Raw genomic sequence first — 24,181 nt, 5'->3', positions numbered from 1 at the left:
CGTTCGCGAGTACGTGCAGTTAGGAGGTAAACCTACCGGCTGCGCACGCCGGTTTCGCTGCGCATGTGTCAACGGCCGTCAAGCAACGGCTGACGCGGATCCCACCGGGGGCCGCCCTCGGCGTCGCGGCGTCTGCGCGCGATCGCCGACAGTGCTTCGAGTACCACACGGTTGCCCAGGTAGGCGGTGATGTCGGCATGGTCGTAGGGCGGCGCGACCTCGACGACGTCCATTCCCACCACCGGCAGCTCGTAACAGACCCGGCGGACGGAGTCGAGAAGCTGGCGGGCCGTGAGCCCGCCCGGTTCAGGGGTTCCCGTGCCGGGAGCGTGACCAGGATCGCACACGTCGACGTCCACCGACAGGAACACGCTCTCGCAGTCGTCGAGGGCGATGCCGAACGCCTCGGTGAGGCAGTCGTCGAGGCCGCGCGCCGTGATCTCGGTCATCTCGTAGGAGCGCATGCCGCGCTCGGCCATCCAGGCCAGGGTGCCGGGGCCGGGCCAGTATCCGCGCAGGCCGATCTGGAGGAACCGGTCGCCGCGGATGGCCCCGGACTCGATGAGCCGCCGCATCGGCTGGCCGTGGCCGTACAGGTGGCCGAAGGAGATGTCGCCGGTGTCGGCGTGGGCGTCGAAGTGGATCATGGAGACCCGGCCCATCCCCCGGATGCGCGCGACCCCCCGCGCGTCGGGCAGGGCCACGGTGTGGTCGCCGCCGAGCACGACCGGGATCGCCCCGCAGGAGGCCACGCGGCGCACGGCCTCCTCGATGGCGGAGATGGACCCCTCGACGTCTCCGGAGTAGCACTCGATGTCTCCGGCGTCGAACACCCGCAGGTCCCGCAGGGCGTCCACGCGGAGGGCGAGGCTGGGCCGTGAGCCGTCGTGGGGCAGGTAGCACGCCTGCCGGATGGCGGCGGGGCCGAAGCGCGCCCCCGGCCGGTTGCTGGTGCCGCCGTCGAACGGCGCGCCGATGATCACCACGTCGGCCCCGGCGAACGTGCCGGGGTCGGTCACGTCACAGCGGTCGACGCCGAGGAAGGTCAGATCCGCTCCGAACATCGGCCCGTATCTCGCCACCGCGCACGCTCCTCTCGGCCCTGGGCTCCACTTCCCGCCGCACGCCCTCTCATGCGCGAGCGGAGCCGGGCCGACGGCGTCACGCCTCCTTGTCGGTCACCCCGGCGGCGTCGAAGGTGGCGACCTCGTGCATGACGCGGACGGCCGCGCACACGAGCGGATGGGCCAGCAGCCCGCCGGTACCCTCGCCCAGCCGGAGTTCGAGATCGACCAGGGGCCGCAGCCCGAGATGGTCCAGCGCGATCCGGTGGCCGGGCTCGGCGGAACGGTGACCGGCCACGCAATGGTCCACGACGGCGGGCGCGATCGCCGCCGCCGCCAGCGCGGCCGACCCGGCGATCACGCCGTCCAGGATGACGGGCGTGCGGGAGGCCGCGGCCTTCAGGATGAAACCGGCGATCGCCGCGTGCTCCAGCCCGCCGACGGCGCCGAGCACGCCGAGCGGCCCCGCGTCGCCGGGCAGGCCGTTGACGGCGAGCGCCTCCCGGACCACCTCGACCTTGCGCGCGTGCGTGGCGTCATCGATCCCGGTTCCCCTGCCGGTGGCCCGGACGGGGTCGGCCCCGGTGTAGGCGCAGATCAGCGCCGCTGAAGCGGTGGTGTTGGCGATGCCCATGTCACCGGCGACCAGGCAGCGCGCGCCCGCGTCGAGTAGGTCGCCCGCGACGGCGATGCCGGTCTCCAGCGCGGTCACGACCTGCTCGGGGGTCATGGCGGGGCCGCGCGACAGGTCGGCCGTGCCCCGGGCGACCTTGCGGGCGAGCAGGCCGTCGGCGGCCGGGAGGTCGGTGGCGACGCCGATGTCCACGACGGTCACCGACGCGCCGATCTGGGCGGCGAAGGCGTTGGCGACGGCCCCGCCCGCCAGGAAGTTGGCGACCATCTGGCCGGTGACCTCCTGCGGCCACGGGCTGACGCCCCGGGCGTGGACCCCGTGGTCGGCCGCGAAGATGGCCAGCGCGACGGGGACCGGCATCGGCGGCGGGCTGACCCCGGCCGAACCGGCCAGGCGCACGGCGACCTCCTCCAGCACGCCGAGGGAGCCCCTCGGCTTGGTGAGGCGGTCCTGGTGGGCGGCGGCCTCGGCGAGCGCGGCGGGGTCCGCGGGGTGGATCGCGGCGACGGTGTCGCCGAGCAGGCCGTTCATCGGAACACTCACATGATCGTTCACGGGGTCGCTCACTGGGGAACCATCCTCATCGCATGGCGGTCGGGCGGACGGCGGCCAGCCGGCGCGGGGCCACGCGCGCGACCGGCCCGGTGAGGCCCGCGGCTTCGCCGCCGAGGGCCTCCTCGTATCTGTCGATTACCACGTCGGCCAGCGCCTCACAGTCGCCGATCACCTCGGCGCAGCGGATGTCCAGTTCGGGGTGCCCGGCGGCGTAGGCGAGCGCCTGCGCCCAGACCCGGTCCAGCAGCCCGCCCGCGAACAGCAGGTACGGCACGACGATGACGCGCCGCGCGCCGAGGCGGCGGCAGCGCTCCAGCCCGCCGGCCACTCCCGGCGGGGTGAGCGAGACGAACGCGGTCTCCACGGTCAGGTGGTCGTAGGCGTGGAGCTCCCAGAAGAGCCGGGAGACGCGGTGCACCTCGGCGTTGGCGGCGGCGTCGGTGGATCCGTCGCCGACCAGCACCACGGCGGTCTGCGCGGGGGTGACGGGCTCGGGTTCCTCGTCGGTCACGGCCGAGACCACGCGCAGCCGTGGCACCTCGGTGGCCGCGTCGGCGAGCCGGTCGGCCATCAGGGCCAGCACGCGCGGGTCGGGCCCGATGGGACGCGCGCCGGTGAAGGCGAGCGTGGGGTGGAGTCGTTGTTCCAGGGCCATGGCGGCGGGCATCTCCGCCCCTGGCTCCCAGGTGGCGTTCATGGCGAGCGGGAGGGTGATCATCCGGTGGTGGCCCTTGGCCAGGAGCGAGGTGACGGCGTCGCTCAGCCTCGGCCGCGCCCGCTCCAGGTATCCACCCGCCACATCGGTCGCGCCATGGTCGAGCCGGCAGCGCAGCCGATGGACGAACCTGCCGAACTCGGCAGTACCGCTGTCGTCATCCGCACCCTGACCGACGAGCAACAGCGGCGGCTTCATACCTGAATCTCCATCGTCGTCGACCTGCGCGACCTGGGAATGCTCGGAGGAATCCCAGACAAGACACGGGAGGATATCCGAAAGCCCGCCACTCCGACAGGCCGTGGCGGGAACCCCGGTGCCGGTGGTGCCGCAGGGACGAACGAAGATCCCTGAGCCTCAGCGAAGGGTCCCGTGGACGATGAACACCCCCTCTGAGACAGCGGGTTCGGCGGGCCGCGCCGCCTCGATCCGCACCGCCTCCGCGTGGTATCCGCGCTCCCGCATGATCGCCAGTACGGCGGGCGCGAGGTCCGCCGCGCGCACCGCGCACACCAGCGAGGACGGCCCCCGCTCCGCGCACGCGGCGATGACGTCCGGCCACCCGCCCGCGACGAACGCGGCGTCGGGATCGGGCAGCGGCTCCAGCGCGGGCGGCGCGGGACCGCAGGTGAGCGCGACCTTCACGCCGTTCGCGATCACGTGCCGCCGCAGTGCGTCGCACCGGGCGGCGTCTCGCTCCACCGCGATCACCGCCGCCCCGAACCTGGCGCAGTCCACGGCCACCTCGCCGTGACCCGCGCCGATGTCCCACACCAGGTCGCCGAGCCGAGGCCCGAGCCGGGCCAGCGCGAACGCCCGTGCCACGGGCCCGAGGCCGTCGTCCGCGGACCCGCCGGTGGCCCACCGCCCCGGACCGGGACGGGCCCCGGCGAGCCACACCGGCCCGCTGGGACGGTGCCGGGGGTCGAGGATCAGCACGACGTCGGGCTCCCGCCACGGCCGGGTGGTGGCCTCGCCCATGCGGCTGTGGGTGACGCGTTCGCCGGGGCCGCCGAGGTCCTCGAAGACGATCAGCGCGCGCGGGGTGGTCGGCGCCAGCTCGCGGGCCAGTTCGCCGGGGCCGACGCCCGGCGCGGCGAGCACCGCGACCTTGTGGTGGGCGCGGCACACGTTGACCGCGCGGCGCAGTTCGGCGGGGGCGACCACGAGGGCGTCGTCCCAGGCGAGCCCGGCGCGGGCGAACGCGCGGGAGACCACCGAGGTCGCGGGCAGCACCTCGGGCGCGAGGCCGTGGGCGCGCAGGGACCGCACCGCGCCGAAGAAGCCTGGGTCGCCGTCGGCCAGGACCACGGCGGGGCCGCCGCCGTGTTCCAGGTGCTCGTCCAGGGTGCGCAGCAGATCACGGCCGGAGACGCCCGGGACGCTGGTCACCCCCGGGGCCGGGCGCACCCGCCGGATGACGCGTTCCGGGCCGGTGACGAGCGCCGCGCCGTCCAGCCGGGCCCGTGCCTCGGACGAGAGATCGGAGCCGTCGCTGCCGATCACGGTGATCGTCGCGGCCCGCGCCCCCTTCCCCTCCGGGAAGAGGGACGCCGCGGCGGCTCCGGGTTGACTGAGGTTCACTGCGCACCGCCTCCCCCTCCACAGTGACCGATGGCGGGCCGAACCGGTAGGTGCGGTAGCCGGGCCGTCACCAGGGGGATGGCCTCAGGTTCGACCGGAGAACAGCATTGAAAATCCAGAACCGGCGGCGGTGCCGGCGGCGTTCGCGGCCAGGTGCAGGGGCGTCGTCGTGCTCAAGATGGGCGCGGACGGCGCTGCTGTCGGCCGAGGGCCGTACCACGCATGTTCCCGCTCACCCCGTGGAGCCGGTGGACGCCTCCGGGGCGGCGCGGTCGTCGCCGCCGCGCTCACCACGACCGGCCCCGGCGCGGTCGGGCCCATCCCCCGCCGCGAGGCCGTCGAGGCCCGGTTGGCCGCCCCCGTGGCCCCCGGCTGACCAGCAGGTTTGCCGATGGGCGCGGGGGTAGGACCAGAAGTCCGAGTACCTCGGCGTGATGGGGGGACGCCATGGAACGCGGGAGTGCGAAACACGGCCCACGCCTGGACGACCAGCAGAAGCACGAGAGCGAGGGCATCGTACGCGGCGGCGGCGCCACGCACGCGGAGGAGTGGAAGGAGCCGGAGCCCACCGAGCGCCCCGGTGAGAGGGACCTCGCGCCACCTCGGCGGCCGCCCGACCACGAGCCCGGCACCGCGGCCGGGATCAGCCCCGCCGACGTCGAACGGCGCAGCAACCTGGCCAAGTGGCTGAGCGGCGCCCGCTTCCCCGCCGACCGCAGGGCGCTGCTGGCCCACGCGGAGCGCTCGGGCGCGCCCGACGCCGTCCTGAAGGCCGTGGCCGATCTGCCCGAGATGCAGTACGCCAACGTGTCCGAGGTGGCTCAGGCGCTCGGCCTGGGGGTCGAGGCCCGCCGTTCGTGAAACCCGGAGGAAATGTGAGATGAAACTCCAGGTAATCCGGCAGATGTATGACCATTCCGGGCCCTTCGCCTCGGTTTATCTGGACGCGAGCCGGACGACCGAGGTGGGGGCGGAGGAGGTCGAGCTGCGCTGGCGTGACATTCGCCGCAAACTCGCCAGGGAGCACACCCACGACGACGACCTCGACGCCATCGAGGAGGTCGTGACCGACCCAGAGGAGGCCGCGCCGGGGCTCGCGGTGTTCGCCGTCGACGGCGATGTCGCCCACGACGAGGCGATGTCGGATCCGCCGGCCCTGCCGATCGCCACCTGGTCGGCCCTGCCGCACGTCATGCCGCTGCTCGCGCAGCGCGGGGAGAGCGTCCCGCAACTGCGGGTGATCATCGACCACACGGGGGCCGACGTCATCGTGATCGGTCCCGGGTCGCCGCGCCGGACGGCGGTGCACGCCCAGGAGTGGCCGCTGACCAAGACCGCGCAGGGCGGCTGGTCGCAGAAGCGCTACGAACGCAGCGTGGAGGAGACCTGGGAGCGCAACGCGATGGCGGTGGCCGCCGAGGTGGACGAGGAGGTCCGCAGGATCGGGGCCGAGCTCGTCGTGGTCGCGGGCGAGCCGAGGTCGCGGGCGATGCTGCTCGATCACCTGGGCGCGGAGGCCTCGGCACGCGTGGTGGTGGCCGAGCGCGGCAGCCGTGCCGAGGGCGCCGATCCGGCGCCGTTCGAGGCCGAGGCCGAGGCGGCGGTGGACGCCTGGGGGGAGCGCGAGCTCGGCGGGCTGCTCGACCGCTACGGCGCCGGCCCGTCGGCGCGCGGCCTGGACGACCCGGCCGCCGCGCTGCGCGACGGCCGGGTGGAGGTGCTGCTGCTCGCCGCCGACTCGCCCCCGGACGGCCAGATGTGGATCGGCCGGGAGGGACCTCAGCTCGCGCTCACCAAGGAGGAGCTGGCGAAGTACGGCGTGCCCGACCCGGTGCGCGAGCGCGCCGACGCCGCGCTGGTCAGGGCCGCCGCGACCACCGACGCGGACCTCTGGTTCGCCGCCCGTGACGACCTGGGCACCGAGGTGGCCGCGGTGCTGCGCTTCTGACCGGCGGCCTGGCGACCCGCGCTAGCCGACGATCAGCACTTCCAGGGTGCGCGGGCCGTGCACGCCCTCGACCCGGTCGAGTTCGATGTCGCTGGTCGCCGACGGCCCGCTGATCCAGGTCAGCGGGCGCGCGGGGTCGAGCGCGGCGACGGCCTCGGGCACGCCGCGCACGATCTGCCCGGCCCGCACCAGGCACAGGTGGTAGTCGGGGACCAGGGTGAGCGCCCTGCGCCCCTGGCCGGGCCCGGCGTCGAGGACGATCGTGCCGGTCTCGGCGACGGCCACCGCGCATCCGGTGATCACTCCGTCGGCGGCGTCGAGGCCGACGGCGCTCAGCGGCGGGTCGTCGGGCAGGGCCGCCCCCACCGGTACGGCCCGCGCCCACGGCTCCGGCAGGCCGCCGGGCACCACGAGACGGGCCACGCCGCGCTCGGCCAGCGCCGCGCCGATCGCCGCCGGGGCCTCTTCCTCGGAGACGAGGCGGACGATCGCCCGATAGTCGTCGACCCGCTCGGCGAACCGGGTGACCAGATCGCCCGGAGACTCGGCCGAGGCGGTGCGGTAGCCGCGCTCGACCGGAGGGTCGGGGGCGTCGCGCACGGCGGCGCGGACACGCCCGAGGATGCGGTCTCTGGCGCTCATCGGCGGCCTCCGCCGGTGCGGGCCCACCAGTCGCGGAACGACTCGGCGGGGATGTCGGGCAGGTCGCGGGTGTTGGTCCAGGCGCCCAGCGGGCCCGGCAGCCGCCTGGGCACCAGGCCGCGCAGGCGGGAGGCCAGCCGCTGGGCCTTGGCCAGGCGGATGGGACGGTCGAGGACCCACCCGGCGGCGCGCATGCCGGCTCGCTCGGCGGGCGGGTGCGGGGCCTCGGCGCGCAGGTGGACCAGCACCTCGGGGATGTCGATGGCCACCGGGCAAGCGTCGTAGCATGCCCCGCACAGGGTGGAGGCGTAGGGCAGCGAGCGGTCGAGTTCGGAGCCCATGCCGCGAAGCTGCGGGGTGAGGATGGCGCCGATCGGGCCGGGATAGACCGAGCCGTAGGCGTGGCCGCCGGCCCGCTCGTAGACGGGGCAGACGTTGAGGCAGGCCGAGCAGCGGATGCAGCGCAGCGCCTGGCGGCCGATCTCGTCGGCGAGCACCCGCGAGCGGCCGTTGTCGAGCAGCACCAGGTGGAAGGTCTGGCCCTCCGCCGCGCCCGTCCAGGTGGAGGTGTAGGGGTTCATCCGCTCGCCGGTCGAGCTGCGCGGCAGGAGCTGCAGGAAGACCTCCAGGTCGCGCCAGGACGGCACCAGCTTCTCGATGCCCACCACGCTGATCAGCGTCTCGGGGAGGGTGAGGCACATCCGGCCGTTCCCCTCGGACTCCAGCACGACGAGCGTGCCGGTCTCGGCGACCATGAAGTTGGCCCCGGAGATCGCCACCTTGCTGGAGAGGAACCGCTCGCGCAGGTGGAGCCGGGCGGCCTCGGCCAGCGCGCGGGGCTCGTCGGTGAGGTCGGCCGGGGCGGGACGGCCCCAGCGGGCCATCGTGGACAGGAAGATCTCCCGGATCTCCGCGCGGTTGCGGTGGATCGCGGGGACCAGGATGTGCGATGGCAGGTCGTCGCCGAGCTGCACGATCAGCTCGGCGAGGTCGGTTTCGTAGGCGGTGATCCCCCGGGCGGCGAGGGCCTCGTTGAGGCCGATCTCCTGGGTGGCCATCGACTTGACCTTGACGACCTCGGTCTCGCCGGTGGCCTCGACCAGCCGGGCCACGATGCGGTTGGCCTCCGCGGCGTCTTCCGCCCAGTGGACCTGCCCCCCGGCGCGGGTGACGGCCTCCTCCATCCGCAGCAGGTAGGTGTCGAGGTGGCGCAGCGTGTGGTCCTTGATCGCCTTTCCGGCGGCGCGCAGCTCGGCCCAGTCGGGCACCTCGCCCACCACGGCGGCGCGCTTGCCGCGGATCGTGCCGGTGGCCTTGCGCAGGTTGTGGCGGAGCTGGGAGTCGCGTACGGCACGCGCCGAGCCCGCCGGGAACGCGGGCATCCCGAGGAAGGCGGCGGTCATGCCCGCACCGCCCCTTCGGTGGCGGCCAGGATCTCCGCCAGGTGCACGACCCTGACCCCGGCCCCCTGGCGGTTCAGCGCGCCGCCGATGTGCATCAGGCACGAGTTGTCGGCCGCGCACAGCACCTCGGCCCCGCTGTCGAGCACCGCGCGAACCTTGTCGGCGCACATCGCGGCCGATACGGCGGGGTTCTTGACCGCGAATGTGCCGCCGAAGCCGCAGCACTGGTCGGCCGCGGGCAGCGGCACCAGGTCGAGGCCGCGTACCTGGGACAGCAGCCGGGCGGGCCGGTCGCCGAGGCGCAGCCCGCGCAGCGAGTGGCAGGTCGGGTGGTAGGTGACCCGGTGCGGGAAGTAGGCCCCGACGTCGGTGACGCCGAGGACGTCGATGAGGAACTCGGACAGGTCGAAGACCTTCGGCACGGTCTCGGCCACCGCCCGCGCGGGCTCTCCCGGTGGGGCCAGCCGCGGGTACTGCTCGCGGACCATGGCCGCGCACGACCCGGACGGCACCACCACCGCGTCGTAGGGGGAGAAGGCGCGCACGAAGCGCCGCGCCAGCCGGGTGCCCTCGTCCTTGTATCCGGTGTTCAGGTGCATTTGCCCGCAGCAGGTCTGGGCCTGCGGGAACTCGACGTCGCAGCCCAGGCGGCGGAGCAGCGACACCACCGCCTTGCCGGTCTGGGGGAACAGCGTGTCGTTGACACACGTGACGAACAGGGCGACCCGCACCGCGTACCCCACCTTTCGCTTGTGGTCTGACCACAGTATGGTCTGACCACATGGGGACACAAGACGACCTCACCGGCGGGTGGCGCCCGATCCGCCGCACCCGCGCCTTCGAAGACGTGCTCGCCGCGATCGAGACGCGCATCGCCGAGGAGGGCCTCACCGCCGGAGACCGCCTGCCCGGCGAGCGCCGGCTGGCCGAGCAGCTCGGCGTCGGCCGCTCCTCGATCCGCGAGGCGATGCGCGTCCTCTCGACCCTCGGCGTGGTGTCCGCCCAGACCGGCAGCGGGCCCGACGCCGGGGCGGTGCTGGTCTCCCGGCCGGAGATCGCGCTGGCCGACCTGCTGCGGCTGCACCTGGGCCTGGCCGGGCTGTCCCTGCGCGAGGTCGTCGAGACCCGCTCTATGATCGAGCAGTGGGCCGCCGCGCACGGCGCGGGCCGTGCGGCCCCCGGCGACCTCTCCGGGCTGCGCGACGCGCTGGCGGGCATGGAGGCCGCCGGCTCGGTCGAGGAGTTCGTCACCCACGACACCGCGTTCCACCTGGCCGTCGCCGGGTTGTCCGGCAACCGGCTCATGTCGGCCACGATGCGCGCGCTGCGCGCCGCCGCCACCGGGTTCGCGGTGGAGGCGGTCGAGCGGCTCGGCGGCACCGGCGGCCTGATGGCCGACCATCGGGAGATCTACCGGGCGATCGCCGAGGGCGACGGCGAGGCGGCCCGCGCGGCGGTCGCCGGGCACCTCGCCCGCACCTATCCCCAGACCTAGCCGCAGATCCAGCCCCAGATCCAGCGGCCCCTCTACCGGGTGTCGGCGACCCGGCACGAAGCCCCCGAGCAGACCGCCATCTCGTGCAGGGTCCGCGCCAGCCGGTCGACCACTTCGGCGGGCGTGCGGCCCACCACGTTGTCCAACTGGTAGGGGTCGGCGGTCAGGTCGTAGAGCTGCCGCTCGCCGCGCGCGTACTCCACGTAGGTGTGGTCGGCCGTGCGCAGTGCCCGGTACGGCGGCGCCTCCCCCGGCACCGGCGTCCAGCCCGGCGGCCGATAGAACTCCACGAGCACGTTCTTGCGCCACTGCGACGGCGTCCCGCCGGTCAGCACCGGCACCAGCGAGCGGCCCTCCGCGAAGTCGGGCGCGCGGGTGCCCGCCAGTTCGGCGAACGTCGGCCCGAGATCGACCGTGGCGGCCATCGCGGTGACCGTCCGCCCGGCCGCGATGCCCGGCCCGCGCGCCACCAGTGGCACCCGGATGCTCTCCTCGAACGGGGTGGTCTTGCCCAGCGCCAGCCGGTGCGTGCCGAGGTGGAAGCCGTTGTCCGAGGTGAAGAACAGGTAGGTGTCGGCCAGCCGTCCCGACCGGCCGAGCGCCCCCACCACCGTGCCCACCAGGTCGTCCACGCCCAGCATGGACCGCATCCTGGTGCGGTACCTCTCGTCGATCCTGGCCACCTGGCCGTCGCGGAGCCTGGGCACCGCGCGCAGCCACTCCGGCTCGGCCTCCACGTTCGCCTGGTCGAAGCTGGGCGGGCGTGGCGCCTGCGCGTCCGCGAAGGCGTCGGCGTGCCGGGGCGCCGGGTTGGCGGGCTGGTGCGGCCCGATCGGGGCCAGGTAGAGGAAGAACGGCTGGCGGGGATCCGACACGAACGCCGCGGCCTTGGCGGCGAGCACGTCGGACAAGTAGTCGGCGGCCTCGTGGCCGTAGGCGCGCAGCGTGCCGTTCTCGTTGAGCGTGTAGCCGTACTCGGCGTAGAGCCGCCGGACCGGCACGTGCCACTCGTCCCAGCCGGGCGGCACGTAGGTCGGCGGCACGGCGCGGCCGGGATAGTGGTTGAGGTACTTCCCCATCAGCGCGGTGCGGTATCCGGCGGCCTTCAGCCAGGTGCCGATCGTGGAGCTCTCCAGCCCGGAGGCGTGGAACCTGCCGAAGCCGCCCTCGGGCGCGGTGTTGGTGTAGACACCGTGGCTGTGCACGTACTGCGAGCGCAGGATCGAGGCCCGCGACGGGCAACACCAGGAGTCGGTCACGAAGTAGCGCTCGAAGGCCGTGCCCTGGCGCACGAGCTGGCTGTAGATGTTGGGGAAGGCGCTCAGGTCGCTCGCCTCCAGGTCGTCGGCCACCACCAGGATGATGTTGGGCCGCGGCTTGGCTCCGGCGTCAGCGGGCACGCTGCGCATTGGAGCGGCTCCGGCGAGTAGCAGTGCACCGGCGCACAAGAGCCATCCGACGATCTTCTTCACAGGTATAGATTTCCCAGCTCAGCCCGTACCGACACGCGGTCGCCCGGAATGACCGATGAGAGCGGCGATGTGCGGCCGGTCTCCCGCGTCCAGCACAATTGTCCGGTGACGACACGGGTGCTGATCGCCGACGACCAGGCGCTGGTACGAACCGGCTTCCAGATGATCCTGGACGCCCAGCCGGACTTGGAGGTGGTCGCCGCCGTGGCCGACGGGGCCGAGGCGGTGGAGCACGCGCGGCGGCTGCGCCCCGACGTGTGCCTGCTCGACATCCGGATGCCCCGCCTCGACGGCCTGGAGGTCACCAGGCTGCTGGCCGGTCCCGGGGTGGAGAACCCGATCCGCGTGGTCATCGTCACCACGTTCGACCTCGACGAGTACGTCTACGGCGCGCTCCGCTCGGGGGCCTGCGGGTTCCTGCTCAAGGACAGCGGCCCGGCGCTGCTGATCGAGGCGGTCCGGGCGGCGGCCGTGGGCGACGCGCTGGTGTCGCCGTCGATCACGGTGCGGCTGCTCGAACACCTCTCCCGGCCGGTCCGCAACGCCGGACGGCCCGCCCACGAGCCGCTGACCGAGCGGGAGCTCGACGTCGTGCGCCTGGTCGCCAGGGGCCGCACCAACCACGAGGTGGGCGCCGAGCTGTTCGTGTCGCTGTCCACGGTCAAGACCCACATGGCCAGCATCCAGAGCAAGCTGGGCGTGCGGAACCGGGTGGAGGTCGCGGCCTGGGCCTGGGAGTCCGGCGTCGTGGGCTGACCGGAAGGGGCCACTCGCACGCGCCGCCCCCCGGCGCGGATTAGCGAGGTGACGGACGGGATAGAAGAAAGACAAGGTCCTTCAGCGCATGCCGGGGGGAGAGATCCATGCGCGTCGCCACCTCACCACCGCAAAGGGCGGCCCTGGCCGTCTACACCGCGCTTTTGGCCCATGTCGTCGCACTGGCCGCTCTGGTGGCCTTCGAGGCGATCCGCGGCGAGCGGCTGTCCCGGCAGCTCGCCCTGCTCGACGCCGGGGCCGACTCCCCGGGCCGGCAGGCCCTCGTGGGCGCGGTCACGGTCTTCGCGGTGCTCGTGCTCGCGGTGGGCGCCACCGCGCTCGCCGCCGCCTGCGCCTACCTGACCTGGCTGGTCCGCGCCATGCGGGCGAGTTCGCCCGGCGCCCGCCGGGCGGGCGGGGTGCTGGTGAGCTGGCTGGTGCCGGTGCTCAACCTGGCCGTCCCGCCGCTGCTCGTGGACCGCGTCTGGCGAAACGCCCGGCGCGGCGCGCGGCGGCCGGCGACGGGGCGCCGCCGCTGGCTGATCCTGCTGGCCGCGTGGTGGGCCTCCTGGCTGGGCGCGCTGGCCGTCACCGCCTCCGGGTTCGCCGGGCTGCCCGGCCTGACCGGCATCGGCTTCGCCCACTTCGCCGCGTTCACGCTGGCCGCGCTGCTGTGCGCGGCCACGGTGCGCGAGGTCAGCAGGCTCCAGGCGGCGAGGTTCCGCCCGCGCCCCCGCCGCCGCCGGGCCGCGCACGGCGAGGACCGGGCCACCATGGGGCGCGTGATCAGGCTCCGGCCGCTGAACGGCGGGCGCTCGCCGCAGCCGGTGGCCTTCCGGGCGCGCCCCGCCGGAGACTAGGCGCTCCGCCGGGTCGGGTCGGGGCCGGAGCTGCCGCCGCTGGCGTGCCACAGGCGGCGCGGCGGCTCCTTGACCCCGGGCGCGGGCCCGATGTCCGCGTACGGCGAGAGCCGGAAGCCGTTGGCGTACTCGATCCGGCGCCCGCCGACGCCTCCCGCCCCCGCCGGGGCGGACGAGAGCAGCGCCCGCACGCCCGCGAGCCCCTCCTCCCTCCACACCCGGTCCAGGTCGAGCAGGTTCCAGCAGTCCAGCGCGCGCAGCGACACCGCCCTCGGCCCGGTCCGCCGGACCACGCCCCGGGCGACCAGCAGCCACGACCCGAAGACGGTCGCCGCGCAGTGCCCCTGCACCGACTCGAACAGCGTCAGGTCGACCGGCCCGGTCGAGTCGTCCAGCGTGGTGAAGATGACCCGCTGCCCCGACCGCACCGCCGGGGTCTGCGTGGCCACCTTGACCCCGGCGACCAGCACCTCCGCGCCGTTGCGCAGGGAGAGCAGCTCCGCCGACCTGACCACCCCGATCGCGTCGAGCAGTTCGTCGTGGAAGCTGATCACGTGACGGCTGACGTCCATGCCGAGGATCTCCAGCTCCGCCTCGACCATCTCGCTCTCGGTCATCTCCGGCAGCTCCCCCGGCACGATGTGCTCGGTGAACCCCAGCGGGAGCTGCACGGTGCCCGCGCCCACCGTCAGGCCCGGGACGGGGGCGCGTTCGAGCACGCCGACCTGGGCGATCAGGTCGCGCCTGGTCAGCTCGCCCGGCCGCCACCTGGGGCCGCCAGGGCGCAGGGCGTGGACCGCGTCCAGGCCGCCGACCTGGACGATCCGCTCCGCGATCGGCCGTGAGGGGCGGGCGCGGTCCCAGAAGTCGGCCAGCGAGGTGTACGGCTGGCCGGCGACGATCCGGGTAACCTCGGCGTCGCTGACCCCCTTGACCGCCGAGAAGGGCACCCGCAGGCCGTACCCGCGGCCCATCTCGCCGACCCACGCGGGCTCGGGGACCTTGCGCGCGGGCGGCGTGAGGCCGTCCGGGCGGACGCGGATCCGCGCCGGGCCGTCCGCGCCGGGCGGCGGCGGGGGCGGGGGCGGGGGCGGCGGAGACGCGTCGGAGCGGGGGCCGACCCGCTCGACCAGCCAGTCCTTCCCCGAGCGGTTGACGTCGAGCGGCAGCACCGCGACCCCGCACTGACGGGCCTCGTCCAGGATGACCCGCTGCGGGTACATCCCGGGCTCGTGGGTGAGGACCCCGGCGAAGAAGGCGGCCGTGTGGTGCCGCTTGAGCCAGGCCGACTGGTAGGTGGGCAGCGCGAACGCCGCCGCGTGCGCCTTGCAGAACCCGAAGGCGCCGAACGCGTCGAGCACCTGCCAGGCCCGCTCGACGGTCTCCCTGGAGTACTCGGGCCGCACGTTCAGCTCCCACCACACCTGGACCCTGGCGCGTCCCTCGGGGGTGTCGAGGGTGCGGCGGATCTTCTCCGCCATGGACAGCCCGCAGCCGGTCATGACGTCCACGATCAGCAGGATCTGCTCGTGGAAGATGACCACGCCGTTGGTCTCGGCGAGCGCCGGGCGCAGGTCGTCGTGGGGGTAGGCGACCGGCCTCCAGCCGTGCCTGGTCTCCAGGTAGGGGGTGACCATGTCGGAGTTGACCGGCCCCGGCCGGAACAGCGAGATGTCCACGATCAGGTCGTGCATGGTGCGGGGCACCAGCTTGGCCACCAGTTCGCGCTGGCCGGGCGACTCGATCTGGAAGCAGCCGATGGTGCGGCCGGTGGCGATCAGGTCGTAGGTGCCGGTGTCGTCGTGCGGGACGGCGTCGAGCGCGACCTCGGCGCCGTCCACCCGCTCGACCTCCGACAGCGTGTACGCCATGGCGGACTGCATCCGGACGCCCAGCACGTCGAGCTTGAGCATCCCCGCCTCCTCCACGTCGTCCTTGTCGAACTGCGACATCGGGAATTCCAGCAGGCTCCGCTCGACCGGCGTGCGGTCGCGCAGCCCGGCGTTGCCGACCAGCACCCCGCACGGGTGCAGGGCGATGTGCCTGGGCAGCCCGTCGAGCTTCTCCGCGAGCCGGAACACGGTGGCCAGGGCCCGGTCGTTCAGCCCGCTGTCGCGCAGCTCCGGCAGGTCGGACAGGGCGGCGCGGATCTGCCTGGCCCGCACGTGCGGGAACGCCTTGGCGATCACGTCGATCTCGTGCGGCGGCAGGCCCATGGCCCCGCCCACGTCTCTGATCGCGCTGCGGGCGCGGTAGGTCTCCATCATCGACACACAGGCGACCCGCGCCTCGCCGTACCGCTCGTAGATGGCCCGGTAGCAGTCGAGACGGCGGGCGGACTCCACGTCCACGTCGATGTCGGGGAGCCCGACCCTGCCCTCGGACAGGAAGCGCTCCATGAGCAGGTTGTGCTCGATCGGATCGACCTCGCCGATCCCGATCAGGTAGTTGACCAGGCTGCCCGCGCCGGAGCCGCGGATCGCGCAGCGCACGCCCATGCCGCGGATCATGTCGGTGATCCCGGCGACCGCGATGAAGTAGCCGGACAGCCGCTTGCGCTCGATGATGTCGAGCTCGTCGGCGAGCCTGCGCCTGGCCGCCCTGGAACGGTCCAGGCCGCGCAGTCGCAGGCCGTCGGCGCAGCGGTTGCGCAGCAGCGGCACCGGGTCTCTGCCGATCTCGGGCAGGTGCAGGTCGGGTTCGTCGCTCTCCAGCACCAGCAGGTCCATCGGGTCCAGGACGCACCGCTCGGCGACCTGGCGGGTGACCGCCAGCAGGCGGGCGGCCCGCTCGCCGTCGCCGCCGCAGATCCGGGCGGCGACGTGGGCCATCTCCTCTGGGCTCTTGAGGTAGGCGTGGGAGGCGGAGTGCGGGAGGTGGCGGGGGTGCAGGGGAACGAGCTGGCGTGCCGCGTCGAGGACGTCGCCGACCTGGTAGTCGGCGGGGTCGAGGTGGCGCACGGCGTTGCTGAGCACGACGGGCACGCCCGCCGAGTCGGCCAGGCCGAGCATCCGGGCGGCGGTGTTCGCCTCGCGGTAGCCGTACTGGTCGACCACCTCGATCACCAGGTCGGGGGCCACCGCGCGCCAGCGGCGCAGCAGTTCCGCGGCCAGGTCGTCGCGGCGGGCGGCCACCGCGCGGCCCACGTCGGAGGCGGGGCCGAGCATCACCACCAGGCCGTCGGCGTGCGCCCCGACCGTCTCGCGGTCCACCTCGGGCTCGCCGCGCTCGCCCGCGTAGTGGGCGGCGGTGACCAGCCGGCACAACCGTCCCCAGCCGCCGGAGAGCGCCAGGACGGTGACCCTCGGGCCGGACTCCCGGCGGCCTCCCGCCTCGCCGGCGAGGGAGAGGTCCGCGCCGATGACGGGATGGACGTTCGCGGCCAGGCACGCCTGGGCGTGCTTGATCGCGCCGTACAGGCCGTCGCGGTCGGTCAGCGCCAGGATGTCCATGCCCGTCTCGGCTGCCCGCCGGACCAGCGCCCGGGGAAAGGCGGTGCCGTAGCGCAGCGAGTAGGCGGAGGCCACGTGCAGGTGGGCGAACATCAGTCCCACGCCCTGATCAGCAGCCAGCCGTCGGCGGCGGTGTCGTAGCGCAGCTCGTAGGTGCCCGCCTGGTCTCCCGACCCCGCCTCGACCCGCCAGAACCGGCGTTCGCCGGGGTCGCTCTCGGAGGTCTTCCACCACTCGCGGGCGACCACCCAGTGGTCGAGGACCCGGCGGACGACGTAGAGGCGGTCTCGCCAGACGAACTGGCTCGGTTCCCCTTCGCGGGTCCACACCTCGATAGGGTCGCCGTAGAGTCTGCTCAAGGCGCTTGCTCTCCCTTGTGGCTCCGGCTGCTTCCTCGTGAGCCACCCGGGGGAAGGCGGGTGCTATCTCGAACATATGTTCTTACGCTGCCGAACGCAAGTCAGACATCGGTAGGCTGATCCACCTCATTTGCAGTCACACCGCGATCACAGACTGGTTGGGGCAGCGTGGACGACCTCGATCCGAACGATCCACCGCAGATCGGCCGGTACCGGCTGACCGCGCGACTCGGGCGCGGCGGGATGGGCACCGTGTACCTGGGCGAGGACGCCACGGGCCGGCAGGCGGCCGTCAAGGTGATCAATCCCGAGTACAGCAGGCACGAGCAGTTCCGGATGCGGTTCCGCCGCGAGGCCGACGCCGCCGGGCGGGTCCGCAGGTTCTGCACGGCGGCGGTGATCGCGGTCGAAACCGGCGGCCAGGCGCGGATCAGGAAGGTCCGGGACGGCGCGGGCGGCGTGCTCGCCCGGGTCGGCGAGCACGGCACCGCGACACTCCGCGCGTCGTTCGACAATTTCGCCATGGACGGCTGGCCCGCCGGGGACACTGGGAACGGCGAGAACGGCCAGAACAGCGAGAGCACTACCGACAGCCCTTGACCACCACCGGTCGAGAAGATCGAGGAGGCCATGAGATGCGAGCCATAGTGATCTCCGCCACCGGCGGGCCGGAAGTGCTCCGGCACACCGACCACCCCGACCCCGAGCCCGGCGCGGGCAGGCTCCTGGTCCGGGTGGCCGCCGCCGGGGTGAACTTCATCGACATCTACCAGCGGAGCGGCCAGTACTCCCTGCCGCTGCCGTTCGTGCCCGGCCGCGAGGGGGCCGGGATCGTGCTGGCGGCGGGCGAGGGCGTCACCGAGTTCGCCCCCGGTGACCGGGTGGCCTGGGCGGGCGTGCTGGGCAGCTACGCCGAACTGCTGACCGTGCCGGTCGCGCAGGCGCTGCCGGTGCCCGACGGGCTGGACCTCACCGTGGCCGCGGCCGTGCCGTTGCAGGGCATGACCGCGCACTATCTCACCCACTCGGTGCACCAGGTCAAGCCCGGTGACGACGTGCTGGTCCACGCGGCCGCGGGCGGGATGGGCCTGCTGCTCACCCAGATGGCCAAGCTGCGCGGGGCCAACGTGATCGGCACCGTGTCCACCGACGAGAAGGCGAAGATCGCCCGCGCGGCGGGGGCCGACACCGTGCTGCGCTACGAGGGGTTCGCCGACGCGGTCCGCGACCTCACCGGCCCGGGCGTGCACGTCGTCTACGACGGCGTCGGCGCGGCCACCTTCGACGACAGCCTGGCCAGCCTGCGCCCCAGGGGCATGATGGCCCTGTACGGCGCGGCCAGCGGTCCCGTCCCGCCGGTCGATCCGATGCGCCTGCACAACGGGGGCTCGCTGTTCCTCACCCGGCCCACCCTGAACGACTACACCGCCACCCGCGAGGAACTGCTGTGGCGGGCGAGCGACGTGTTCGGCTGGGTGGCCTCTGGCGAGCTGCGGATCGAGGTCTCCGAACGCTACCCGCTGGCCGAGGCCGCCTCGGCGCACGAGGCCCTGGCGGCCCGCCGCACCACGGGCAAGCTGCTGCTGGTGCCGCGCCCCTGAAGGCCCCCTTTCGGCGCGCGGCCTCACCGCCCGTTCTCGTCGGGCCAGCGCAGCAGCCGCGCGCCGAGCACGGCGGTCTCCAGCGTGAACCGCTGGGTCGGGTCGTCCGGCGAGTAGCCGGTCAGCCTGCGCACACGTTCCAGCCGGTAGGTCACGGCCCGGGTGCTGAGGCCCAGCCGGCGCGCGGCGGCGGTCTGGTTGCCCTGCGAGGCGAACACCGCCTCCAGAGTCGCCAGCAGCGGCTCGGGGCCGCCCCTGGCGGTGAGCAGCGGGCTGAGCACCGAGCCCACCAGGTCCTCGATCGCCGACCGGTCGCGCAGCAGCACTGGGAAGACCAGCAGGTCGGCGGCCTTCAGCACGGAGACCCGCAGGCCCAGCCGCTCTCCCAGCTCCACCGCGTTGACCGCCTCGCGGAAGGAGGCGACGACACCGCCGGGGCCGCGCTGCGGGCGGCCCAGGCCCACGCGCCAGCCGTCGGCGAACCCGGTGCGCACGTGGTAGGTGAACTCCCCGGCCGCCGCCGCGAGCGAGCCGGGCGCCACGCACACCAGCAGGCCGTCGCGGATCGCGACCAGGATGTTGTACGAGCCGAACCGGGCGATCAGGTCGCGTTCGACGCGCGCGGCCAGCGGGTCGCCGGGACGCATCGGGCCGCCGGCCGGTTTGGCGACGGCCACCGCGTAGTCCTCGGCCAGCCGCAGGCCGAAGTACTCGGCACGCTCGGCCAGCCGTTCGGCCCGGCCCTGCAGGAGGTCGTCCACGAACTCCCGGCGCGCGTCCTCCTCCCGCCGCAGCGCGTCACGCTGGGCGTCGCGGTACCCGGACAGCAGCGCCGACACGGTACGACGCAGCGCGGGCAGCGTGCTTTCGGCGGCCAGTTCCGGGACCAGTTCCGCCGCCAGCAGCGCGGCCTCGACCAGGACGTGCATCGCGACGCCCTGCTCGGCGGCCCGCCCGCCGCTGGCCCGGCAGTCGTCCAGCGCGCGCCGGTCCGGCAGCCGCCCGGTGGCCGCCGCCTGCGCCAGCGCCGTCAGGTGCCCGCGTAACAGCTCGGCGGGCACTCCGGTGGTCTCGCCCACCCGGGCGAGTACGTCGGTCTCCATGGTCACGCCCCCGTGCGGGGCCCTCACACTCCCACATCTCGCCGGTCGAACGCGAGGATCGCGCCCACCGCCAGTACGGCCGTCGCCCCGAGCAGCACAAGATAGTCCACCACCGGCAGGCCGTCGTGGATCGGGCGGCCCTCCAGGTAGTAGTGGAACGGCGAGATCCACCGCGCCCATTCGAGCACCGGCACCTGCTTGCCGAGGGTCTCGACGACGTAACCGCCGACGGCGGCCACTCCGACGACCGACAGCGCGATCCCCTTGCTGCCGGTGGCGGCCCCCGCCAGCAGGCACAGCGTGCCGCACAGCAGCGCGACCAGGTACACCCCGAGGTGCGCGGCCAGGAGCCGGCCGAAGGGCACGTTCATGCCGTTGGACACCACCGCGGCCCAGGCCACCAGCAGGGTGACCGCGGCCATGGCGAGCAGGCCCAGCGCCATCGCGGCCAGCCGTTCGGCGACCAGGCGCCCGCGGGTGAGCGGCAGGGCCATGGTCAGCTCCAGGGTGCCCGACTCCTCCGGCCCGGCGATCGCCCGGTTGGCCAGCCCGGTGGCGCAGCCGATGAACAGCATCGGCCCGAAGAGCTGGTAGATCAGGGTCTGCAGGTATCCGGCGGCGGTGGTGAAGTCGGCCAGCCCACCCATCAGGTCGCGCATCGCGCCGGGGAACTTGACCCGCGCCATCTGCCCGGCCAGCGACGGATCGCCCACCAGGGAGGGGTAGGCGGCGAACAGGTAGACGGAGAGGAACACGCTGACGCCGACCGTCCAGCCGATCAGCGCCCGGCGGCTCTCACGCAGGCTCCTCGACACGATGACGAGCATGGCGTCCCTCCTCGTCGCTGTAGTAGGTCAGGAAGATCTCTTCGAGGTCGGGCTCCGCGCTCGCCATGTGCACCACGGTGAACCGCGCCGCCGCCTTGATCAGCGCGTCCGGCCGTCCGTCGATCGTGCAGCGCACGGCGGCCCCGGTGACCCGCAGGTCGCGCACTCCGGGCAGTCCCTCGAACGCCTCGCGGGGCACCTCGGCGTCGAAGTGGAACTCCACCCTGCGGACGGCCTTCTCCCGCAGCGCGCCGACGTCCTCGACGGCGACCAGCCGTCCGTCGCGGACGATGCCCACCCGGTCGGAGACGTCCTCCACCTCCGCGAGCACGTGCGAGGACATCAGCACGGTGCGGCCGGAGGAGCGGACCTCGCGGACCATGCTCAGGAACTCCTGCTGCACCAGCGGGTCGAGGCCGCCGGTCGGCTCGTCGAGGATGAGGAAGTCGGGCTCGTGCATGAACGCCTGGATGAGCCCGATCTTCTGGCGGTTGCCCTTGGAGAGCCTGCCCATCGACACCGACAGGTCGGCCTCCAGGCGTTCGGCCAGCTCGGTGATCCGGCCCAGCCGGACGCCGCCGCGCATCCTGGCCAGGAAGGCCAGGTAGTCTCCCGCGCGTTCGCGCCCTTCCAGCGCCAGCTCGCCCGGCAGGTAGCCGATCCTGGCCCGCACCCGGTGGTCGCGCGGGTCGGCGCCCAGCACCCGCGCGGTGCCCCTGGTCGGCCGGATGATGTCCAGCAGCAGCCGGATCGTGGTCGTCTTTCCCGCGCCGTTGGGGCCCAGGTAGCCGAACACCTCACCGGCCCTGATCTCCAGATCGAGGTCCTCCAGCCCGCGTCTGGCACGCCGGCCGGACCGGTAATACTTGGTCAACCCTTCGGTCGACACCACTACTGTCATGCTCCGAATGGTGCTCCGGTGCGACCTGGCGGGCACGGGCCGGAACGCGACAGTTGGGCCGCGGCTCGTTGCCCGCTTCCGGCAACGACGGCGGGATCACCAGTCCTGTGACAGCCCCGACATCCGGCGCAGGTACTCGTCCTCGTCGATCTCGCCCGCCGCGTAGCGGCGCTTGAGGATCTCGCGGGGATCGTCGGCGGGCGGGACGGCGGGTGCGGCCCTGGCGGACAGCCAACGCGCGACGAGCATGCAGCCGAGGACGACGGCCGCGATGAGGACGACCAGGAAAGGGAGCAGGAGCAACCTCATGAGCCCATTGTCCCCCCCGGCGGCAGGACGGGAAGCCCCGCGGGCGGGCCGTCCTCGATCAGGCGGGTCAGCGCCGCCGTGTCGAGGTGATGCTCGACCAGGTCGCCGAGGGCGTCCAGGCGGCGTTCGCGGATCTCGGCGAAGGACACTCCGGGGGCGGGGGTGAAGTCGCGGCCCGCCAGCGAGGCGGCCTCGGCCAGGAACGCCCGGCGGAAGGCGTCGTTCTCCAGCGCGCCGTGCCAGGTGGTGCCGAACACGCCGCCCGCGCGGCAGCCGTCGAGGAACTGCTCGGCGCCGTCGTCGGGGGTCACCGTGCCGTGGTGGATCTCGTAGGCGCGCACCGGGTGACCGTACGCCTCGCCGACCGGGGTGCCGAGGGTCTTGGCCGCGGCGAACTCCACGGTCGCGGGGAGCAGGCCGAGGCCGGGCACCGTGCCCGCGCCCGACTCGACCCGGTCGGTGATCCGCCTGGCGAGCATCTGGTAGCCGCCGCAGACGCCGAGCACCGGGCCGCCCCTGGCGGCGACCTCGGCCACCGCCCGGTCCAGGCCGCGTTCGCGCATCCAGCGCAGGTCCGTGACGGTGGCCCGGGATCCGGGCAGCACGACCAGGTCGGCGTCGGCGATCTCGGCCGGGTCGGTGACGAATCGCACGAGCACGCCGGGCTCGCAGGCCAGGGCGTCCAGGTCGGTGAAGTTGGAGATGCGGGGCAGGCGCACGACGGCGACGCGCAGCGACTGCATGCCGTACGGCGGGCCCGACGTCACCCGGTCGCGCGAGCCGAGTGCCAGGGAGTCCTCGACGTCCATCCAGAGCCCGTCGAGCCAGGGCAGCACCCCGTGGACCGGGCGTCCGGTCAGCTCGCGCAGCGTGTCCAGGCCGGGGGCGAGCAGTTCGGGCGCGCCCCGGAACTTGTTGATCACGAACCCGGAGATCAGCGCCTGGTCCCCGGCGTCGAGCAGGGCGAGCGTGCCGTACAGGGCGGCGAACACCCCGCCCCGGTCGATGTCGCCGACGACCAGCACGGGCAGCCCGGCCGCGCGGGCCAGGCCCATGTTGGCGATGTCGCCGCGCCGCAGGTTGATCTCGGTGGGACTGCCCGCGCCCTCGCAGATCACCACGTCGTAGGCGGCGCGCAGGCGCTCCAGCGACTCCAGCGCGATCTGGCGCAGGCGGTCCTTCAGCGCGCCGTACTCCAGGGCGTCCACGTCGGTGAGCGGGGTGCCGAGCACGACCACCTGGCTGCGCCGGTCGCTGCCCGGTTTGAGGAGGATCGGGTTCATGTCGGCGTGCGGGTCCAGCCCGCAGGCCGCCGCCTGGACGGCCTGCGCGCGGCCGATCTCCGCGCCCTGCGGGGTCACGAAAGAGTTGAGCGACATGTTCTGCGCCTTGTACGGCGCGACCCTGACCCCCTGCCTGGCCAGCCAGCGGCAGATCCCGGCGGTTACCACGCTCTTGCCCGCGTCGGAGGTGGTGCCCGCCACCAGCAGCGCGCCGCTCATCGGCCGCTCCCGGCCCGCGCCAGGACGGCCCGCCCGGCGACCGCGATGGCGGCGGCCGACAGGGAAACGGCCCTGGCCAGGCGGACGGCCCTGCGGATGTCGCGCACCCGTGGCCGGTCGCCGTCACCGAGTTCCGGCCGGTCCTCGGCGCGCCCGTGGTAGACGTTGCGCCCGCCGAGGGTGAGGCCCAGCGCGCCCGCGAAGGCGGCCTCGCAGCGTCCGGCGTTGGGGCTGGGGTGGCGGTGGCCGTCGCGGCGCAGCGTCCGGGCCGCGCGCCGGGCCGATCCCCCGGCCAGGGGCGCGCAGGCGGCGGCGAGCAGGCCGGTCAGGCGGGCGGGGACCAGGTTGGCGGCGTCGTCGAGGCGGGCGGCGGCCCAGCCGAAGCGGGCGTATCTCGGCGAACGGTGCCCGACCATGGCGTCCAGCGTGTTGATCGCGCGGTAGGCGAGCAGCCCCGGGACGCCCCCGACGGCTCCCCACACCAGCGGGGCGACCACGGCGTCGGAGGTGTTCTCGGCGACCGACTCGACGACGGCGCGGGCGATCTCGTCGGCGGACAGGCCGCTCGGGTCGCGCCCGACCAGGTGCGGCAGCCGCCGCCGGGCGGCTTCGAGGTCGCCGCTTTCCAGGGAGCGGGCCAGCGCCTCGCCCTCCCGTCCGAGGGTCGTGCCGCCGAGCACCGCCCAGGTGGCGGCGGCGGTCACGGCGGCCCTGGCCGCCGGTCTCGCCCGCGTCGCGCGGTGGGCGGCGGCGCCGAGGGCGGCGACCGCGCCGACGCAGATCAGCGTGTGCGCGGCGCCGTTGGGGCGCGCGTCGCCGTACAGGCGGTCCTCCAGGGCGGCGGCGGCCCGGCCGAACAGGGCGACGGGGTGGCCGCGCCGTGGATCGCCGATGAGGGTGTCGAGCGCGACCCCGAGGGCGATCCCGGCCGCCGTCGCGTCGAAGGCGCCGCAGGCGAGTTTCACGTCGCACATGATGCCATTTATCGGCATTCACTCA

Annotated in this window: 24 protein-coding genes; 8 read left to right on the top strand and 16 right to left on the bottom strand. The window is 74.0% G+C overall.

The genetic code is table 11. The features are described 5' to 3' along the window. Positions 1-68: 68 nt before the first annotated feature. The 4 genes from speB to P3X83_RS39445 all read right to left on the bottom strand — a co-directional run bounded on the left by speB (position 69) and on the right by P3X83_RS39445 (position 4,552). Positions 69-1,082: an agmatinase gene (speB, locus tag P3X83_RS39460; RefSeq protein ID WP_277310519.1), complete on the bottom strand. Its 1,014-nt coding sequence runs from the start codon at positions 1,080-1,082 to the stop codon at positions 69-71. A gap of 79 nt (positions 1,083-1,161) precedes the next feature. Continuing rightward, a complete protein-coding gene (gene cobT / locus P3X83_RS39455; RefSeq protein ID WP_277310525.1) occupies positions 1,162-2,229 on the bottom strand; it encodes a nicotinate-nucleotide--dimethylbenzimidazole phosphoribosyltransferase in 1,068 nt (355 codons plus the stop codon). A 49-nt stretch (positions 2,230-2,278) separates the two neighbouring features. Then, positions 2,279-3,166 (bottom strand): sirohydrochlorin chelatase, encoded by an 888-nt coding sequence (locus P3X83_RS39450; RefSeq protein WP_277310518.1) that lies wholly within the window; start codon positions 3,164-3,166, stop codon positions 2,279-2,281. Between the two features lie 159 nt (positions 3,167-3,325). Beyond that, positions 3,326-4,552, bottom strand: coding sequence for a bifunctional cobalt-precorrin-7 (C(5))-methyltransferase CbiE/decarboxylating cobalt-precorrin-6B (C(15))-methyltransferase CbiT (locus P3X83_RS39445; RefSeq protein WP_277310517.1), 1,227 nt, complete (start codon positions 4,550-4,552; stop codon positions 3,326-3,328). A 130-nt stretch (positions 4,553-4,682) separates the two neighbouring features. Here P3X83_RS39445 and P3X83_RS39440 point away from each other — a divergent pair, with 130 nt between their 5' ends. The 3 genes from P3X83_RS39440 to P3X83_RS39430 all read left to right on the top strand — a co-directional run bounded on the left by P3X83_RS39440 (position 4,683) and on the right by P3X83_RS39430 (position 6,500). Next, a complete protein-coding gene (locus P3X83_RS39440) occupies positions 4,683-4,928 on the top strand; it encodes a hypothetical protein (RefSeq protein ID WP_277310516.1) in 246 nt (81 codons plus the stop codon). A gap of 71 nt (positions 4,929-4,999) precedes the next feature. Then, positions 5,000-5,413 (top strand): DUF2795 domain-containing protein, encoded by a 414-nt coding sequence (locus P3X83_RS39435; RefSeq protein ID WP_277310515.1) that lies wholly within the window; start codon positions 5,000-5,002, stop codon positions 5,411-5,413. Between the two features lie 19 nt (positions 5,414-5,432). Continuing rightward, positions 5,433-6,500 carry a Vms1/Ankzf1 family peptidyl-tRNA hydrolase gene (locus tag P3X83_RS39430; RefSeq protein WP_277310514.1) on the top strand — a complete coding sequence of 356 codons (1,068 nt, stop codon included), beginning with the start codon at positions 5,433-5,435 and terminating at the stop codon, positions 6,498-6,500. 21 nt (positions 6,501-6,521) lie between these two features. Here P3X83_RS39430 and P3X83_RS39425 read toward each other — a convergent pair whose 3' ends face one another. Genes P3X83_RS39425 through P3X83_RS39415 form a run of 3 tightly spaced genes read right to left on the bottom strand, consistent with a single transcriptional unit; the run spans position 6,522 to position 9,276 of the window. Continuing rightward, on the bottom strand, positions 6,522-7,142 hold the full coding sequence (locus P3X83_RS39425; RefSeq protein WP_277310513.1) for an LUD domain-containing protein: 621 nt from the start codon (positions 7,140-7,142) through the stop codon (positions 6,522-6,524). After that, complete coding sequence (locus tag P3X83_RS39420) at positions 7,139-8,545, bottom strand: lactate utilization protein B (protein ID WP_277310512.1); 1,407 nt, start codon at positions 8,543-8,545, stop codon at positions 7,139-7,141. The genes P3X83_RS39425 and P3X83_RS39420 overlap by 4 nt, the downstream gene beginning before the upstream one ends. Further along, the gene (locus tag P3X83_RS39415; RefSeq protein WP_277310511.1) at positions 8,542-9,276 is read right to left on the bottom strand and encodes a (Fe-S)-binding protein; all 735 of its coding nucleotides are present in this window, start codon (positions 9,274-9,276) and stop codon (positions 8,542-8,544) included. Before P3X83_RS39415 ends, P3X83_RS39420 begins: the two co-directional genes overlap by 4 nt. A gap of 50 nt (positions 9,277-9,326) precedes the next feature. Between P3X83_RS39415 and P3X83_RS39410 the strand changes: the two genes are divergently transcribed. Then, complete coding sequence (locus P3X83_RS39410; protein WP_277310510.1) at positions 9,327-10,040, top strand: FCD domain-containing protein; 714 nt, start codon at positions 9,327-9,329, stop codon at positions 10,038-10,040. A 32-nt stretch (positions 10,041-10,072) separates the two neighbouring features. On the opposite strand, the gene P3X83_RS39405 is transcribed toward P3X83_RS39410, so the two are convergent. Further along, positions 10,073-11,440 (bottom strand): sulfatase, encoded by a 1,368-nt coding sequence (locus P3X83_RS39405; protein WP_277310509.1) that lies wholly within the window; start codon positions 11,438-11,440, stop codon positions 10,073-10,075. Positions 11,441-11,617: 177 nt separating this feature from the next. Between P3X83_RS39405 and P3X83_RS39400 the strand changes: the two genes are divergently transcribed. Continuing rightward, positions 11,618-12,268, top strand: coding sequence for a response regulator transcription factor (locus P3X83_RS39400; protein ID WP_277310508.1), 651 nt, complete (start codon positions 11,618-11,620; stop codon positions 12,266-12,268). Between the two features lie 107 nt (positions 12,269-12,375). Then, positions 12,376-13,128, top strand: a complete 753-nt coding sequence (locus P3X83_RS39395) for a DUF4328 domain-containing protein (protein ID WP_277310507.1) — start codon at positions 12,376-12,378, stop codon at positions 13,126-13,128. On the opposite strand, the gene dnaE is transcribed toward P3X83_RS39395, so the two are convergent. Continuing rightward, complete coding sequence (gene dnaE, locus P3X83_RS39390) at positions 13,125-16,673, bottom strand: DNA polymerase III subunit alpha (RefSeq protein WP_277310524.1); 3,549 nt, start codon at positions 16,671-16,673, stop codon at positions 13,125-13,127. The two genes, P3X83_RS39395 and dnaE, sit on opposite strands and share 4 nt — an antisense overlap. Beyond that, positions 16,673-16,939 carry a DUF6504 family protein gene (locus tag P3X83_RS39385; RefSeq protein ID WP_277310506.1) on the bottom strand — a complete coding sequence of 89 codons (267 nt, stop codon included), beginning with the start codon at positions 16,937-16,939 and terminating at the stop codon, positions 16,673-16,675. Before P3X83_RS39385 ends, dnaE begins: the two co-directional genes overlap by 1 nt. A gap of 168 nt (positions 16,940-17,107) precedes the next feature. Between P3X83_RS39385 and P3X83_RS39380 the strand changes: the two genes are divergently transcribed. Next, positions 17,108-17,539, top strand: coding sequence for a hypothetical protein (locus P3X83_RS39380; protein WP_277310505.1), 432 nt, complete (start codon positions 17,108-17,110; stop codon positions 17,537-17,539). 35 nt (positions 17,540-17,574) lie between these two features. Further along, positions 17,575-18,540 carry a quinone oxidoreductase gene (locus tag P3X83_RS39375; RefSeq protein ID WP_277310504.1) on the top strand — a complete coding sequence of 322 codons (966 nt, stop codon included), beginning with the start codon at positions 17,575-17,577 and terminating at the stop codon, positions 18,538-18,540. A gap of 23 nt (positions 18,541-18,563) precedes the next feature. Here the strand turns inward: P3X83_RS39375 and P3X83_RS39370 are convergent, their stop codons facing one another. From P3X83_RS39370 to P3X83_RS39345, 6 genes are all read right to left on the bottom strand, one after another. Further along, on the bottom strand, positions 18,564-19,643 hold the full coding sequence (locus tag P3X83_RS39370; RefSeq protein ID WP_277310503.1) for a helix-turn-helix domain-containing protein: 1,080 nt from the start codon (positions 19,641-19,643) through the stop codon (positions 18,564-18,566). Between the two features lie 23 nt (positions 19,644-19,666). Beyond that, the gene (locus P3X83_RS39365) at positions 19,667-20,470 is read right to left on the bottom strand and encodes an ABC transporter permease subunit (RefSeq protein WP_277310502.1); all 804 of its coding nucleotides are present in this window, start codon (positions 20,468-20,470) and stop codon (positions 19,667-19,669) included. Further along, positions 20,439-21,371 (bottom strand): ABC transporter ATP-binding protein, encoded by a 933-nt coding sequence (locus P3X83_RS39360; protein WP_277310501.1) that lies wholly within the window; start codon positions 21,369-21,371, stop codon positions 20,439-20,441. Before P3X83_RS39360 ends, P3X83_RS39365 begins: the two co-directional genes overlap by 32 nt. 96 nt (positions 21,372-21,467) lie before the next feature. After that, on the bottom strand, positions 21,468-21,680 hold the full coding sequence (locus P3X83_RS39355) for an SHOCT domain-containing protein (protein ID WP_277310500.1): 213 nt from the start codon (positions 21,678-21,680) through the stop codon (positions 21,468-21,470). After that, positions 21,677-23,182, bottom strand: a complete 1,506-nt coding sequence (locus P3X83_RS39350) for a cobyric acid synthase (protein ID WP_277310499.1) — start codon at positions 23,180-23,182, stop codon at positions 21,677-21,679. The genes P3X83_RS39355 and P3X83_RS39350 overlap by 4 nt, the downstream gene beginning before the upstream one ends. Further along, entirely contained in the window at positions 23,179-24,147 is a 969-nt protein-coding gene (locus P3X83_RS39345) for a cobalamin biosynthesis protein (protein ID WP_277310497.1), read from the bottom strand. Before P3X83_RS39345 ends, P3X83_RS39350 begins: the two co-directional genes overlap by 4 nt. Between the last annotated feature and the right edge of the window lie 34 nt (positions 24,148-24,181).

The sequence above is a fragment of the Spongiactinospora sp. TRM90649 genome (assembly GCF_029382225.1).
Taxonomy (GTDB): domain Bacteria; phylum Actinomycetota; class Actinomycetes; order Streptosporangiales; family Streptosporangiaceae; genus Spongiactinospora.
The sequence above is the reverse complement of the archived record's forward strand: the minus strand, read 5'-3'. Positions and strand labels throughout refer to the sequence as shown.

Excerpts from the sequence above, each read along its gene's own strand:
- cobT (WP_277310525.1), bottom strand. The coding sequence starts at position 2,229 with ATGAACGGCCTGCTCGGCGACACCGTCGCCGCGATCCACCCCGCGGAC.
- P3X83_RS39450 (WP_277310518.1), bottom strand. The coding sequence starts at position 3,166 with ATGAAGCCGCCGCTGTTGCTCGTCGGTCAGGGTGCGGATGACGACAGC.
- P3X83_RS39435 (WP_277310515.1), top strand. The coding sequence starts at position 5,000 with ATGGAACGCGGGAGTGCGAAACACGGCCCACGCCTGGACGACCAGCAG.
- P3X83_RS39430 (WP_277310514.1), top strand. The coding sequence starts at position 5,433 with ATGAAACTCCAGGTAATCCGGCAGATGTATGACCATTCCGGGCCCTTC.
- P3X83_RS39425 (WP_277310513.1), bottom strand. The coding sequence starts at position 7,142 with ATGAGCGCCAGAGACCGCATCCTCGGGCGTGTCCGCGCCGCCGTGCGC.
- P3X83_RS39420 (WP_277310512.1), bottom strand. The coding sequence starts at position 8,545 with ATGACCGCCGCCTTCCTCGGGATGCCCGCGTTCCCGGCGGGCTCGGCG.
- P3X83_RS39410 (WP_277310510.1), top strand. The coding sequence starts at position 9,327 with ATGGGGACACAAGACGACCTCACCGGCGGGTGGCGCCCGATCCGCCGC.
- P3X83_RS39395 (WP_277310507.1), top strand. The coding sequence starts at position 12,376 with ATGCGCGTCGCCACCTCACCACCGCAAAGGGCGGCCCTGGCCGTCTAC.
- dnaE (WP_277310524.1), bottom strand. The coding sequence starts at position 16,673 with ATGTTCGCCCACCTGCACGTGGCCTCCGCCTACTCGCTGCGCTACGGC.
- P3X83_RS39375 (WP_277310504.1), top strand. The coding sequence starts at position 17,575 with ATGCGAGCCATAGTGATCTCCGCCACCGGCGGGCCGGAAGTGCTCCGG.
- P3X83_RS39370 (WP_277310503.1), bottom strand. The coding sequence starts at position 19,643 with ATGGAGACCGACGTACTCGCCCGGGTGGGCGAGACCACCGGAGTGCCC.
- P3X83_RS39365 (WP_277310502.1), bottom strand. The coding sequence starts at position 20,470 with ATGCTCGTCATCGTGTCGAGGAGCCTGCGTGAGAGCCGCCGGGCGCTG.
- P3X83_RS39360 (WP_277310501.1), bottom strand. The coding sequence starts at position 21,371 with ATGACAGTAGTGGTGTCGACCGAAGGGTTGACCAAGTATTACCGGTCC.
- P3X83_RS39355 (WP_277310500.1), bottom strand. The coding sequence starts at position 21,680 with ATGAGGTTGCTCCTGCTCCCTTTCCTGGTCGTCCTCATCGCGGCCGTC.
- P3X83_RS39350 (WP_277310499.1), bottom strand. The coding sequence starts at position 23,182 with ATGAGCGGCGCGCTGCTGGTGGCGGGCACCACCTCCGACGCGGGCAAG.